This is a genomic window from Rhizobium gallicum bv. gallicum R602sp, from assembly GCF_000816845.1.
Lineage (GTDB): Bacteria > Pseudomonadota > Alphaproteobacteria > Rhizobiales > Rhizobiaceae > Rhizobium > Rhizobium gallicum.
Genome location: NZ_CP006880.1, coordinates 276321 through 289529, shown reverse-complemented (window position 1 = coordinate 289529; position 13209 = coordinate 276321). Strand labels below are relative to the sequence as shown.

At 60.8% G+C, this 13209-nt stretch carries 12 protein-coding genes and 1 pseudogene; 11 read left to right on the top strand and 2 right to left on the bottom strand.

What is annotated here, in order from left to right; genetic code table 11:
* Positions 1-37: 37 nt before the first annotated feature.
* The gene (locus RGR602_RS24715; protein ID WP_040114698.1) at positions 38-1246 is read left to right on the top strand and encodes an MFS transporter; all 1209 of its coding nucleotides are present in this window, start codon (positions 38-40) and stop codon (positions 1244-1246) included.
* Between the two features lie 206 nt (positions 1247-1452).
* Here RGR602_RS24715 and RGR602_RS24710 read toward each other — a convergent pair whose 3' ends face one another.
* Positions 1453-2421 (bottom strand): DMT family transporter, encoded by a 969-nt coding sequence (locus RGR602_RS24710; RefSeq protein ID WP_040116454.1) that lies wholly within the window; start codon positions 2419-2421, stop codon positions 1453-1455.
* Between the two features lie 270 nt (positions 2422-2691).
* On the opposite strand from RGR602_RS24710, the pseudogene RGR602_RS24705 reads away from it, so the two are divergent.
* Positions 2692-2883, top strand: a pseudogene (locus RGR602_RS24705) (helix-turn-helix domain-containing protein); the annotation flags it as partial.
* 1111 nt (positions 2884-3994) lie between these two features.
* On the opposite strand, the gene RGR602_RS24690 reads toward RGR602_RS24705, so the two are convergent.
* A complete protein-coding gene (locus tag RGR602_RS24690; RefSeq protein WP_040114694.1) occupies positions 3995-4687 on the bottom strand; it encodes a GntR family transcriptional regulator in 693 nt (230 codons plus the stop codon).
* A 341-nt stretch (positions 4688-5028) separates the two neighbouring features.
* Here RGR602_RS24690 and RGR602_RS24685 point away from each other — a divergent pair, with 341 nt between their 5' ends.
* From RGR602_RS24685 to RGR602_RS24645, 9 genes are read left to right on the top strand one after another with little or no spacing between them, the layout of a single operon-like run.
* Positions 5029-6156: a BMP family ABC transporter substrate-binding protein gene (locus tag RGR602_RS24685; RefSeq protein ID WP_040114693.1), complete on the top strand. Its 1128-nt coding sequence runs from the start codon at positions 5029-5031 to the stop codon at positions 6154-6156.
* 20 nt (positions 6157-6176) lie between these two features.
* Entirely contained in the window at positions 6177-7307 is a 1131-nt protein-coding gene (locus tag RGR602_RS24680; protein ID WP_040114692.1) for an ABC transporter permease, read from the top strand.
* A complete protein-coding gene (locus tag RGR602_RS24675) occupies positions 7307-8233 on the top strand; it encodes an ABC transporter permease (protein WP_040114691.1) in 927 nt (308 codons plus the stop codon). The genes RGR602_RS24680 and RGR602_RS24675 overlap by 1 nt, the downstream gene beginning before the upstream one ends.
* 12 nt (positions 8234-8245) lie before the next feature.
* On the top strand, positions 8246-9262 hold the full coding sequence (locus RGR602_RS24670) for a formamidase (RefSeq protein ID WP_040114690.1): 1017 nt from the start codon (positions 8246-8248) through the stop codon (positions 9260-9262).
* 11 nt (positions 9263-9273) lie between these two features.
* Positions 9274-9975, top strand: a complete 702-nt coding sequence (gene biuH, locus RGR602_RS24665; RefSeq protein WP_040114689.1) for a biuret amidohydrolase — start codon at positions 9274-9276, stop codon at positions 9973-9975.
* A complete protein-coding gene (locus RGR602_RS24660; RefSeq protein ID WP_040114688.1) occupies positions 9972-11522 on the top strand; it encodes an ABC transporter ATP-binding protein in 1551 nt (516 codons plus the stop codon). The genes biuH and RGR602_RS24660 overlap by 4 nt, the downstream gene beginning before the upstream one ends.
* On the top strand, positions 11522-12190 hold the full coding sequence (locus RGR602_RS24655; protein ID WP_040114687.1) for a cysteine hydrolase family protein: 669 nt from the start codon (positions 11522-11524) through the stop codon (positions 12188-12190). The genes RGR602_RS24660 and RGR602_RS24655 overlap by 1 nt, the downstream gene beginning before the upstream one ends.
* Positions 12183-12536: a cupin domain-containing protein gene (locus tag RGR602_RS24650; protein WP_040114686.1), complete on the top strand. Its 354-nt coding sequence runs from the start codon at positions 12183-12185 to the stop codon at positions 12534-12536. Before RGR602_RS24655 ends, RGR602_RS24650 begins: the two co-directional genes overlap by 8 nt.
* Positions 12533-13114, top strand: coding sequence for an amidase family protein (locus RGR602_RS24645; protein ID WP_040114685.1), 582 nt, complete (start codon positions 12533-12535; stop codon positions 13112-13114). The genes RGR602_RS24650 and RGR602_RS24645 overlap by 4 nt, the downstream gene beginning before the upstream one ends.
* Positions 13115-13209: the final 95 nt, after the last annotated feature.

Genomic DNA, 13209 nt, shown 5'->3' with positions numbered 1-13209 from the left:
GTTCGTCTATGAAATCTCCGAACGTGGGAGATATTCAATGACGGACACGACATCAGAACTCGACGACGCGGCGATAGACTTTGATACCGCCGAGCCAGCCGCCTGGAGCGCCATGACTTGGTTTGCCGTTCTTTCGATGGCGGCAACCAGCTTTGCGCTGGTATCGGCTGAGTTCTTGCCGGCGGGCCTATTGACGCCAATGGCGCGCGATCTCGGGATTACCGAGGGAACAGCCGGACAGGTCGTCACCGCTACGGCTTCCGTCGGCGCCGTGACGGCCCTATTGAGCAATGTTCTCATCGGCAGACTGAACCGCAAGGCGGTGCTGGTCGGTCTTAGTGCGTTGGCGATCGGCTCCAATATTCTTGCAGCGCTGGCGACCGATTTTTGGCTATTGTTGTTGGGACGGGCTGGACTGGGCATCGCGCTCAGTGGCTTCTGGGCGCTTTCAGTCGCGGTCGTGGCGAGGTTGGTTGGCGCCAATGCGACAGGTCGGGGCATGGCTATCGTCACCCTCGGCGTCTCGCTCGCCACCATAGCTGCGCCATCGATGGGCGCTTTGATCAGCGATTGGCTGGGATGGCGCATCGCCATGGCGATGACCGCCGGACTTGCCGCACTTGCCATGCTGTTGCAGGCGCTCAGCTTGCCAACGCTGCCCGCAAGCACAAGCAACAGCCTCGCCGACGTGTTCCGGCTGACAGGCCGGCGTGGCGTTCAACTGGGAATGCTTGCCATCCTTTTGCTGATGACGGGGCATTTTGCTGGCTCGGTTTATGTGCGACCCTTCCTCGAACAAGTGACGCTCCTTGAAACCGAATCGATTGCCTTAGCGCTGCTTGGGTTTGGCATCGCCTCTGTGATCGGCAACGTCGCCGGTGGCCGAATGGCCGACGCAAGTATCCGCCTGGCGCTTGGTGTCACCGCCGCGCTGATGGCGGTTGCGGCGCTCGCCTTGGTGCTTTGGGGTGCTCATATCGGCGTTGCGTTCGCCTTCGTTTCACTTTGGGGCTTCGCGTTCGGCATGGCGCCGGTGGTGCTGCCGACCAATCTGTCCCGCGGAGCACCCGACGCTCTGGAGGCAGCGGGGAGCCTGATGGTCGTCTCTTTTCAGGTCGCCATCAGTATCGGTGCGGTTTTCGGCGGCTATGTCGTCGATCACTACGGCGCTGTCGGCCCCTTGACCCTTACCACCGTCCTTGCCGCATCGACGGGCGCCTTGGCGCTGCTGCAGCCTCGCAGCTGATCTTCGCCTCCGGGTTGAGCAAGCGACCTCTCGTTGACTGCCAAGCGTCCCCGAGAGCTGGACACTCGTATAATACGTCGCCTTGAATGATTTCGAACTGTCGACCCTGCATTTGTCGCTCCTGACGGCAGCTTTGCGGCAAATGCGGGCGCTGCGTTGGTGATTTCATCTCCGATGCCAGTGCAATTGATCCTGCGCGGAGCAGGTCACTCGTGCGCAAGCAATGTTTTTCCGATGTTGAATTGGCGGTCGTAGAAATCCCGCACTGACAGAACAACGCCGGCGATCAGGACAACCACCCCAGCCGCTTCGATCGGGGTTGGCCAGCGGGCATGTACGACAAGTCCTCCGATAACACCGAAGGCCGTTTCCGAGACGATCAATTGCGCGGCGAAGGCAACCGGCAGGCTCCGTGATGCAATGTTCCAGGCCCAGACGCCGCCTACGGTTGCCAGCAGCGCGAGGGACACACCCCAAACATATAGGCTGCCGGCGGCACTCCAGCCGAATCCCAATGTTGGAAGCTGGAAGAGGTCCATCGCGGCACCGACAGGATAAAACGCCAGCATCAAGACGCCGCCGCCGACCAGTATCAGCGCCGACCACACACCGGAGGGCATGTCCGGCTGGGCGGTGAGTGCAGCTTGATTGGCAAGGGCGAACCAGACCCAAAGTCCCACGGCAGCGAGCGATAGCGGCACGCCAATCCACAACGATTGGACAGAGTTCAATCCTTCGGCCGTGAATGCCGGGCCATTGACGAGAACGAGTCCGACCACCACCAGCGCCAAAGGCATTATAAGGAATCGCCATGGCATTGATCCCTGACGCTGATTACCGATGACCATCAATACGATCGGAACCAGACCCAGAAAGGCGGGAGCGATGACTGGGCCGGCAAAGATGGCCGCTCCCGTCACCGTCAGGAAGTAGCCGACATATCCGACAAAGGCGAGCCAGATGGCTTGCAGGCAGTTTCGAAGCGTGAGGTGGCGCATGATGCCCTTCTCGGAAAACAGGATGTAAAGCCCGACGAGCGCTGACACAAGGTGACGGACTAGGGCAAAATCAAAGGTGGAATAGTCACCAATGATGAAGGGCACAACGAAGTTGAGCGAAAAGGCAAAGGCCGCAAAGAGAGCGGCTGACACGCCAACATAAAAGACCCTGTTCATATTGGTCATCCCTTGAGGTTGCGTCACTGGAAATTTGGCTGCGGTGACGCTGACAACTTTGGTTAGCAATCGAGCGAAACCCTTGATCGAATGAGGAAAGTTTACTGGCCGCGAGCCTTTGCCGGTACCCAGCGAAAATGAGAACCACCCTCTCGATACGCACCCATCAGACCATGATCGGGATACGATTCACGCAGACGGCTGTGCGGCATATTCAGCAGAACCGATTTCTCATATCCTCAACATCGAGGCTTCTAGTCGTGGGACGTTATGGATCGGCTTGATGCAATGCGGGTTGTGCTTGCGGTGGTTGACGCCGAGAGCTTGTCGGCGGGCAGCCGGAAGCTGAATGCGCCGCTGCCGAGCGTCAGCCGCAAGGTCGCCGATCTGGAGCGATATCTCGGCGCAAACCTCATCATCCGAACAAGCCGCAACCTACAACTTACCGACGTCGGCCGCGACGAGACCCCGAAACCGGACAAATCGAAAGCGTGGAGAGCCGGGGTACTGCCTTCCATGCAAACATAGTTCCGGGAAGTCATGCAGGAAGAGGACGGTCCCCTTCGGGTCGAGACTATGCACGACCGACCTTCGGGAAACCATCACTGTGCCTCAGGTCCGCGGAGGTGCCGTAGACTGCCTCAGCTCGACCGACCATTTTTCGCTCAGTGAGGAAGCATCTTTCCCATCGAGAATGCTCGCTGACATCTCCGCGATCTTCAACCCTGCAAGTCGAACCGATGGTCGCGTCGTGGTCAGGATCGGCACCATGTCGGTTGCACTCATGTAGGGGAAGACGTCGTCGTCGGCAATCACGGAGATATCTCATCCCACTTCCCAACCATTCGATCGTATTGCCTGATAGACACAAACGGTAGTCATCATCGAACCCACTATGAAAGCGGTCGGACGTGGCGTCATGGACAATAGGCGGGTGGCTGCGCGAAAGCCTGTCTCGGTCGTCCCGTTCGTGCTGCACGGCAGTACCGACGTTGATCTCCCCTGTGCCTGGCTGGATATCGACAATGAGGGCGCTTACCGGCACGCGACGTCTTACCTTCTTGATCTGGGTCAGAAGGAGATTGCGACGAACAGCTTTATGCGCGGATCTGAACACTCAGGATCCATCAAGATAACCGCATCAACGCTTTCACTCGATATCCACCGACGATAGATCGCCATTTCGTCCTCGTCGAGCAGCGGGCTCATCAGGAGGTCGATTTTCGCTGATGCCAGCGCCTCGGCCAGTCCGGACACGTACTCCACGGTTTGTGCGCTATATCGATCGCTGAGGTGGCCGGTTAAAACAATTCCGACGGCCCCGACCCGTCCGATTGCCAGTCGGCGCCGCTGGTGCTGAGTGCGTATCCAAATTTGCGCACTGCCAGGCTGTGGAGAACTAAATTCACCTTGTGAGGGGGCCCGGGATAACAAGAAGCCCGACTACGAACTCAGCAAAAGCCACAAGGCCAGCTAAATGATCCACCGATTTCTTGCCGTTGTTATGGCGACCTCGGGCGTTTTTGGCCGTCTTGGCTTTTCGTCGTTGTGGCGGGTATGACGGCGCCTGGTTTTACGCGTCGCGCTCTCTCCGCTCCCCGGCTGCTGCAAATACCGCGCTGGCATCGCTAACAATTTCCACATGGGAATACGCCGCCTGCCCCGCGGCCGCGGCATCCGCTCGCATGATCGCCGTTACAATCCGCCCGTGCTCCTCATAGGATTTAGCCAGACGCCCGGGCAGACGGAACTGCGCCCGCCGAAAGGGCGCGAGCCGCGCTCGCGTCTGGGTCACCATCTCGAAGACATGATCGTTATGCGCGCCGCGATAAAGCCGGGTGTGGAATTCGGTGTTGTGAGCCGAATATTCCTCTGCCGCGCCGGTATGCACCAGCCTCATCGATCCTCGATGCATCAACTCAAGCGCGCGCCGCTCATCGACCGTCATACGGTCGGCCGAAAGCCTGGCGCAGATCGCTTCGAGTTCCGCCATCGCCTCGAACATCGAATGTAGATAAGCCTCGGTGACATTGGTAACGATGGCACTGCGATTTGGCTCGCGCACGATCAATCCCATGGCACCCAGCTCACGCAAAGCCTCTCGGACCGGCGTGCGCGAAACGTCGAAACGAACTGCGAGCGAGACCTCGTCCAACTTCGCGCCCGGAAGGATTGCGCCTGTGACGATCATGTCGGAAATCGCTCGCACCATCTGTTCGACGGTGGTTCCGGTGCGGATGACTTCTCTGGGTCTGGCCTGCTTCATGGTGCGAATCTACCTACTTTTACCCTCTGCATACAGATGCCGTTCGGGACTCGATAAGTCAAATTGTACTGCGCAAGCTATTGTTAACGTCTATTTTTTCGATGGCCTGAGGCGCCACATCCAACTCGACGCGATATCAACGGGCGCACTCTAAATGAACAAGAAAACTTACTGACTATTTTTTATGCGTATATGCGATCAATCTGTATGCACTTTACGCAGCGAGAGTTTTAAGACAGCTAATAATCTATAAAAACCAGTAAATTACCTTCTGGCACGCGTGTTGCATGCACTTTGCTGTACTCGTTCGCAACTGGCCCAGCGCCGCAAGGAGCATCTCGATGACCAAACTCCTTTCCATGAACCGCCGCAATTTCCTCCAGGCCTCCGCTGCCGGTGTGCTCGCCGGTTCCATGCCGGGCGTGATGAGCTCCCCCGCCGCAGCCCAAATTGCACTTACCGTCGGCTTCATCTATGTCGGCCCCAAGGACGACTACGGCTACAACCAGGCCCATGCGGAGGGTGCGGCCGTCATCAAGGCTATGCCGGGCGTGACGCTGGTCGAAGAAGAGAATGTTCCGGAGACTGTCGACGTCCAGAAGACGATGGAGTCCATGATAAATCTGGACGGCGCGACCCTGCTCTTTCCGACCTCCTTCGGCTACTTCGATCCCCACATGCTGGCCATGGCGGCTAAATATCCCGACATCCAATTCCGCCACTGCGGAGGGCTTTGGCAGGAAGGCAAGAACCCCGCCAATACCGGCTCCTATTTCGGCTATATCTTCCAGGGCCAGTATCTAAACGGCATCGCCGCCGGCCATGCGACAAAAAGCAAGAAGATCGGCTTCATCGCCGCAAAGCCGATCCCGCAGGTTCTGCAGAATATCAACGCGTTCCTGCTAGGGGCGCGCACAGTCGATCCGACCATCACCTGCCAGGTGATCTTCACCGGCGAATGGTCGCTCGCCGTCAAGGAAGCCGAAGCCACCAACGCGCTGGCCGACCAAGGCGCCGACGTCATCACCTGCCACGTCGACAGCCCGAAGGTCGTCGTAGAGACCGGCGCCGGCCGAGGCGCCTTCATCTGCGGTTATCACGCCAATCAGAGCTCGCTCGCTCCCGAAAAATACCTCACCGGCGCCGAGTGGGCTTGGGGCAACGTCTACAGCGACTTCATCAAGAGGGCGCAGGCCGGCGAAAAGCTCGGCAACTTCGTGCGCGGCGGCCTGAAGGACGGCTTCGTGAAGATGAGCGCGCTCGGCGCCGGCGTGTCCGAGGCAGGCCGCAAAGCCTTCGAGGCCACGCAGGCGGACATGATGAAGGGTGGCTTCTCGGTCTTCAAGGGACCGTTGAAGGACAATAAGGGCGACACCGTGGTCGCTGCCGACAAGAGCTACGCCGAAGACGCGATTGAGCTCGAAAGCATGAATTATCTGGTCGAGGGCGTCGTCGGGTCCACAGCGTAAACCGCAAAGGGAGAAGCGCCATGACCATCGAAGCCAATGATCCCGCAATGGCCATCGCTACCGAAAAATCGGCTTCGCTGCGCCCCGTCCTCGAATGGATCGCGCGCCGTGTCGAGCCGATCGTCATTGGCCTCGCGGCCATTCTGTTCGGCCTTTCGCTCTTCTCCCTCTTCATCCTGGCGGTCGGCAAGTCGCCGGCCACCCTCTTCCAACTGATGTACACCGGCGGCTTCGGCAGCTGGTTTTCGGTGCAAAACAGCCTCAGCCGCGCCGCACCCCTTCTCCTGACGGCGCTCTGCGTCGCCCTGCCCGCCCGCCTCGGCCTCGTCATCATCGGCGGGGAAGGAGCGGTCGTGCTGGGCGGCGTTGCTGCCGCGGCCATGGCTCTGCCGCTCGCCGGCACCGCGCCGGTTTTCCTCAGCCTTGTTCTGATGGCGATCGCTGCCATGGCGATCGGCGGTATCTGGATCGGCCTTGCCGGTTTCCTGCGCCACTCCCGTGGCGTCAACGAGACCATCTCGTCGCTCTTGCTCTCCTATATCGCTATCGCCTTGATGAACCAATTTGTCGAAGGGCCGCTGCGCGATCCCGCAAGCCTCAACAAGCCGTCGACCAAGCCGCTGCCGGCGGAATACATGCTCGGCAATATTCCTGGCATGGATGTGCACTGGGGTCTGGTCGTCGGCATTCTCGCCTGCATCATTTCCTGGGTGCTGATCGAAGCGACGAGTTACGGATTTGCGGCCCGCATCGCCGGCGGCAACGTGCGCGCCGCGCAGATCCAGGGTTTGGCCGTCGGCAAGCTGATCGTCGGATTTACCGCGCTTGCCGGCAGTTTCGCCGGTCTGGCGGGCATGATCGAAGTGGCGGCGGTACAGGGGAGTGCCAACGCCTCGCTGGCGGCCGGCTACGGCTATACCGGCATCCTCGTCGCCTTCCTCGCCCGCCACAACCCGCTGGCGATCATCCCCGTCGCCATCCTGCTCGGCGGCATTGATGCTTCGGGTGGCCTCATCCAGCGGCGCATGGGTCTGCCGGATGCGACGGTGCTGGTGCTGCAGGGGACGCTCTTCATCGTCATTCTCGTCTGCGAGACCTTCTACGGACGGTTCAAGGTCTTCAATCCCGATCTTTGGAAGAGGAGCCTGTGATGGAGGAAACAGCGATCGGCATCTGGGGCGTTCCACTGGCGGTCTTCGCCGGCGCCATCCGTGTCTCGACCCCGTTCATCTTCGTGAGCCTCGGCGAGACGATTACCGAACGCTCCGGACGTATCAACCTGGGGCTCGAAGGGACCCTCGTCTTCGGCGCCATGACAGCCTATGCTGTGGCGGTAATCACCGGTTCGCCGACGCTCGGTGTGCTCGCCGCCATGATGGCAGGCGCGATCTTCGGGCTGATCCACGGCTGGATCTGCAAGTTCCCCAAGGTCAACGACATCGCCGTCGGCATCGCCATGATGCAGTTCGGGCTCGGGCTCGCCTTCTTCCTCGGCAAGTCCTTCATACAGCCGGTGGCGCCGAAACTGCCCTCGATTCCGCTCGGCGGCTGGGCAACCTCTCCGCAGATCCAGGCTGTACTCAACATCAATGTGCTGTTCTTCCTCGGCGCAGCGCTGGCGCTCTTCCTCTTCTGGGGGTTCAAGAACACCCGCATCGGCCTGATCCTGCGCGTCGTCGGCGACAGCACGGACGCGGCCCGGGCCATGGGCATCCACCCCGACCAGGTTCGCTTGCTGGCGACGGCAGCGGGCGGCGCGCTGGCTGCGATCGGCGGCGCCTACCTCTCGCTCTACTATCCCGGCTCGTGGAACGAAGGCATCTCGTCGGGCCAGGGCCTGATGGCGGTCGCACTGGTCATTTTTGCGCGCTGGAACCCGATCGGCTGCTTCCTGGCCGCGCTACTTTTCGGCGGCGCCGGGGCACTTGGACCGGCGCTGCAATCGGTCGGCGTCACAAAAGGCTACTACCTCTTCTACGCCGCGCCTTACGTGCTCACCCTCATCATCCTGATTGCCACGTCCTCGCCCACCCGCTCGCTCGCCGGTGCGCCGGGTGCGCTGTCGCTCACGAAATAACGGAGCTTTCCGATGAACGGACTTGGCGGTCTCAACAAATCCGAACACGGCGTCGGCATCGGCCTCGTGCAACTTCAGTTGCCGGTGACGGTCACCAAGGCCGATCTTGCGCGCCAGACGCAAGTGATCGTCGATCTGGTCGCCAAGGCGCGGCGCAACCAGCCTGGCATGGATCTGGTCGTCTTTCCCGAATACGCCCTGCACGGCCTGTCTATGGACATCAATCCGGAGATCATGTGCACGCTCGACGGGCCGGAGGTCGCGGCTTTCAAGCAGGCCTGCAGGGACAACGCAATCTGGGGGTGCTTCTCCATCATGGAGCTCAATCCGGGCGGCATGCCATACAATTCCGGCATCGTCATCGACGACCAGGGCGAGCTGAAGCTCTATTACCGCAAGATGCATCCCTGGGTACCGGTTGAGCCTTGGGAGCCCGGTAATTTGGGTATTCCCGTCATCGATGGCCCGAACGGTGCCAAGCTCGCGCTCGTCATCTGCCATGACGGCATGTTCCCGGAGATGGCGCGCGAATGCGCCTACAAGGGCGCCGAAATCATGATCCGCACGGCCGGCTATACGGCGCCGATCCGCGAAGCCTGGCGTTTCACCAACCAGGCCAACGCCTTCTGCAACCTGATGGTCACCGCGAATGTGTGCATGTGCGGCTCGGACGGCACGTTCGATTCCATGGGCGAAGGCATGATCTGCAATTTCGACGGCACGATCATCGCCCACGGAACCTCCAGCCGGCCCAACGAGATCATTACCGCCGAGGTGCGTCCTGACCTGGTGCGCGAGGCCCGGCTCGGCTGGGGCGTGGAGAACAATATCTATCAGGTCGGCCATCGCGGCTATGTCGCTGTCGCCGGCGGCGCGCAGGATGCGCCCTACACCTACATGCACGACCTCGTCGCAGGCAAATACCACCTGCCATGGGAAGACGACATTAAGGTCAAGGACGGCACGTCCTGCAGATTTGACAAGCCGATGCGCCGGTACGACGAACCCCTCAAACCTGCCGCGGAATAGGAGAGAGATCGATGGACGCGATGGCCGAATCCAAAGGGCATTTTATCGACGCCGATCCGTATCCGTGGCCCTATAACGGTGCTCTGCGGCCGGACAATACCGCCCTCATCATCATCGACATGCAGACGGACTTCTGCGGCAAGGGTGGCTATGTCGACCACATGGGCTACGACCTGTCGCTGGTGCAGGCGCCGATCGAACCCATCAAACAAGTGCTTGCCGCCATGCGGGCCAAGGGCTACCACATCATCCACACCCGCGAGGGCCATCGTCCCGACCTCGCCGATCTGCCGGCCAACAAACGTTGGCGCTCACAGCGGATCGGTGCCGGCATCGGGGATCCCGGCCCCTGCGGCCGCATTCTGACGCGTGGCGAACCCGGCTGGGACATCATCCCCGAACTCTACCCGATCGAAGGCGAGACGATCATCGACAAGCCCGGCAAGGGCTCGTTCTGCGCCACCGACCTCGAACTCATCCTCAACCAGAAGCGTATCGAGAACATTATCCTCACGGGAATCACCACCGATGTCTGCGTCTCGACGACGATGCGCGAGGCGAACGATCGCGGCTACGAATGCCTGCTTCTGGACGACTGCTGCGGTGCGACCGACTGCGGAAACCACCTCGCCGCGATCAAGATGGTGAAGATGCAGGGCGGCGTGTTCGGCTCCGTCTCCAGTTCTGAAACGTTTGTGAGCCAGCTGCCATGAGCACCGTTCGCGACACGCCCCTTCCCAAGGCCGGCAAGGCCGTCGGCATCGATACGCTCGGCATGACCATGCGCTTCGGCTCGTTCACCGCGCTCAACAACGTCTCGATCGCCGTTCCGGCCGGCTCTTTTCACGCGCTTCTCGGCGAAAACGGCGCCGGCAAATCGACGCTCGTCAAATGCATCATGGGCTTTTATCACGCGACATCCGGCTCGCTGTCGGTCGACGGCCACGAGGTGGCAATCGCCTCACCCAAGGATGCCGCGACCTATGGGCTCGGCATGGTCTACCAGCATTTCACACTCGTTCCGTCTCTGACCGGCGCAGAAAACCTGGTCATCAGCCGCACCGAAGTACCCGCGGTGATCAATTGGGCCAGGGAACGCAAGGATCTGGCGGCCTTCATGGAGCGCATTCCGTTCAAGATCCCGCTCGACAGGCCGGTCAGCGAGCTTGCCGCCGGCGAAAAACAGAAGCTCGAAATCGTCAAGCAGCTCTATCTCGGCCGCTCCTTCCTCGTGCTCGACGAGCCGACCTCCGTGCTAACACCCGCCGAAGCCGATGAGATGCTCGGCATTGTGCGCGGCATGACCGAACGCGGCGAGCTCACCGTGCTGATGATTTCGCACAAATTCCACGAGGTGACGAAATTCGCCGACGCCTGTTCGATCTTGCGGCGCGGCAAGCTGGTCGGCACAGGCAAGGTGAATGAACTGTCGACCGCCGAGATGGCGGCGATGATGATTGGCGACGTCAAGCTCGCCGAGCTCGACAGCCGTCTGCCGGTGGCGGAAGCGGCAAGGCCGGTGCTGAGAGTAAGCCAGGTGAAAGCCCCGGATCGCTCCGGCCTGAAGACGATCGAGATCGATGAGCTTACGGTCCGCTCCGGCGAGATCGTCGGCATTGCTGGCATTTCCGGCAATGGCCAGAAGGAGCTGACGGAAATTCTCGCTGGCCAGCGCCCGACCGATGCCGGCCGGATCATGGTCAACGGCGAGGCTTACGGTGCCACCCGCGAGGAGACCCGCAAGAAGAAGGTGCGTTTCATCCCCGAAGAGCCGTTGCAGAACGCCTGCGCGCCCAAAATGACCGTCAGCGAGAACCTAGCCTTCCGCACCTTCGACTTGAAGCCGGACGGCAAGGACGCGATCTGGCTGAACAGGGGCAGCATGAAGGAGCGTGCGTCGGCGCTGATCTCCGACTTCAAGGTCAAGACCGCCTCTTCCGCCTCACCGATCGCAGCGCTTTCGGGCGGCAACGTGCAGCGTGCCGTGCTTGCCCGCGAACTGACCGGCGATGTCGATTTGCTGATCGTCTCCAATCCCTGTTTCGGCCTTGATTTCTCTGCCGTCGCCGAAATCCGTGCGCGCATCATGAAGGCTCGCAATGCCGGAGCCGCGGTCCTTCTTCTTTCGGAGGATCTCGACGAGCTCCTCGAGATGTCCGACCGCATCGTGGTGATCTCGGAGGGAAAGCTCGTCTACGAGACGCCGGCGCGTTCCGCCGATATCGGCGTCATCGGGGCGCATATGGCAGGTCATCATTGATGATCGCAATCAAGGCAGAACCCTTTCCCTTTACCGTGAAACCTGGCGCGCTGGCGCTGATCGTCATCGACATGCAGCGCGATTTCGCCGAGCCTGGCGGTTTCGGCGCGTGCCTCGGCAATGATGTCAGCCGCGTCGCCAAGATCGTGCCGGACGTGAAACGTCTGATCGAAGGTTTTCGCGCTGCCGGCTTGCCGGTCATCCATACGATGGAATGCCACCGGCCGGACCTCTCCGACCTGCCGCCGGCCAAACGCGACCGCGGCAATCCTTCGCTCAGGATCGGCGACGAAGGCCCGATGGGCCGCATCCTGATTTCGGGCGAACCCGGCACGGCAATTCTTCCGGAAGTGGCACCCATCGACGGGGAAGTGGTGATCGAAAAGCCCGGCAAGGGCGCCTTCTACGCTACCGAGCTCGCCGACGTGCTAAAGAAGGGCGCCATCCAGCAGCTCGTGTTTGCAGGCGTCACGACGGAAGTCTGCGTGCAAACGACCATGCGCGAGGCAAACGACCGTGGCTATGAATGTCTGCTCGCCGAGGAGGCTACGGAAAGCTATTTTCCCGAATTCAAGGCCGCGGCAATGGCGATGATCCGCGCCCAGGGCGCGGTCGTCGGCTGGACTGCCCATGTCGACGACATTCTGGAAAGCATCGCACATGCCTGAAACGACCCGCGAACTGCTCACATCTGGTGGGTGGAAGGATTTGGAATTCGTCCGCTTCCGCGATGAAGTCACCATTCACTGGATTAGACCTTTCCAAGGCGACCAGCCGGGCGTGGCTCTCCTGAAATACGAGGCAGGCGCCTCCGTACCGCGCCACCGGCATGAGGGGCTCGAAACCATCCTGGTGCTCGACGGGGTACAATCCGACGAGACCGGCGATTACGGCCTCGGCAGCTATATCGTCAACGCGCCGGGCACCGAACACTCCGTCTGGAGCGAGAGCGGCTGCGTCGTGCTGATCCAATGGGATCGGCCCGTAAGAATACTGGAAGAGGAAAGGGTATGAACCCAACGACACCGGCCTTCGATATCACCTCGCTGCACGCGTTCGACGGGATGGCGGCAGTGTCGCCGACGTTGTCGAAGCTGGTCTTTGCCCGCATCATCGAAGTTAGCGATCCCGGCATCTTCATTCACCTGGTCGAAAAGGACACGGTTTTGGCCGAGGCGGCGAAACTCGGAGCGTTCGATCCGGCAAAACCGCTTTTCGGCATTCCTTTCGCCGTGAAGGATAACATCGACGTTGCCGGCATACCGACCACCGCCGCCTGCCCGGACTATGCCTACGCGCCGGAAAAGGACGCGACCGTCGTCCGCCTGCTGAAAGAGGCCGCTCTGGTGATCGACAAGACCAATCTCGACCAGTTCGCCACCGGCCTGATCGGCGTCCGCTCGCCCTACCCGATCCCGCGGAACGCTATTGATCCGAAGCTGGTGCCTGGCGGTTCATCTTCAGGTTCAGCAGTGGCGACCGCCCAAGGCATCGTCAGCTTTGCGCTCGGCACGGATACGGCCGGCTCGGGCCGTATCCGTGCCGGGCTCAACAATATCGTCGGCCTAAAACCAAGCGTTGGCGCGCACTAATACGCGCCGCGCGGGTGGGTGGTTTTCGCCCACTGGATTGTGTTCCTTCTTCCCTGTACAGCGAGGAAGGTATTTCTGTTGCCGAGCCCTCCCTT

Bases quoted from the DNA above. Each gene is read 5' to 3' on its own strand.
- RGR602_RS24715 (WP_040114698.1), top strand. From the start codon at position 38: ATGACGGACACGACATCAGAACTCGACGACGCGGCGATAGACTTTGAT.
- RGR602_RS24710 (WP_040116454.1), bottom strand. From the start codon at position 2,421: ATGAACAGGGTCTTTTATGTTGGCGTGTCAGCCGCTCTCTTTGCGGCC.
- RGR602_RS24690 (WP_040114694.1), bottom strand. From the start codon at position 4,687: ATGAAGCAGGCCAGACCCAGAGAAGTCATCCGCACCGGAACCACCGTC.
- RGR602_RS24685 (WP_040114693.1), top strand. From the start codon at position 5,029: ATGACCAAACTCCTTTCCATGAACCGCCGCAATTTCCTCCAGGCCTCC.
- RGR602_RS24680 (WP_040114692.1), top strand. From the start codon at position 6,177: ATGACCATCGAAGCCAATGATCCCGCAATGGCCATCGCTACCGAAAAA.
- RGR602_RS24675 (WP_040114691.1), top strand. From the start codon at position 7,307: ATGGAGGAAACAGCGATCGGCATCTGGGGCGTTCCACTGGCGGTCTTC.
- RGR602_RS24670 (WP_040114690.1), top strand. From the start codon at position 8,246: ATGAACGGACTTGGCGGTCTCAACAAATCCGAACACGGCGTCGGCATC.
- biuH (WP_040114689.1), top strand. From the start codon at position 9,274: ATGGACGCGATGGCCGAATCCAAAGGGCATTTTATCGACGCCGATCCG.
- RGR602_RS24660 (WP_040114688.1), top strand. From the start codon at position 9,972: ATGAGCACCGTTCGCGACACGCCCCTTCCCAAGGCCGGCAAGGCCGTC.
- RGR602_RS24655 (WP_040114687.1), top strand. From the start codon at position 11,522: ATGATCGCAATCAAGGCAGAACCCTTTCCCTTTACCGTGAAACCTGGC.
- RGR602_RS24650 (WP_040114686.1), top strand. From the start codon at position 12,183: ATGCCTGAAACGACCCGCGAACTGCTCACATCTGGTGGGTGGAAGGAT.
- RGR602_RS24645 (WP_040114685.1), top strand. From the start codon at position 12,533: ATGAACCCAACGACACCGGCCTTCGATATCACCTCGCTGCACGCGTTC.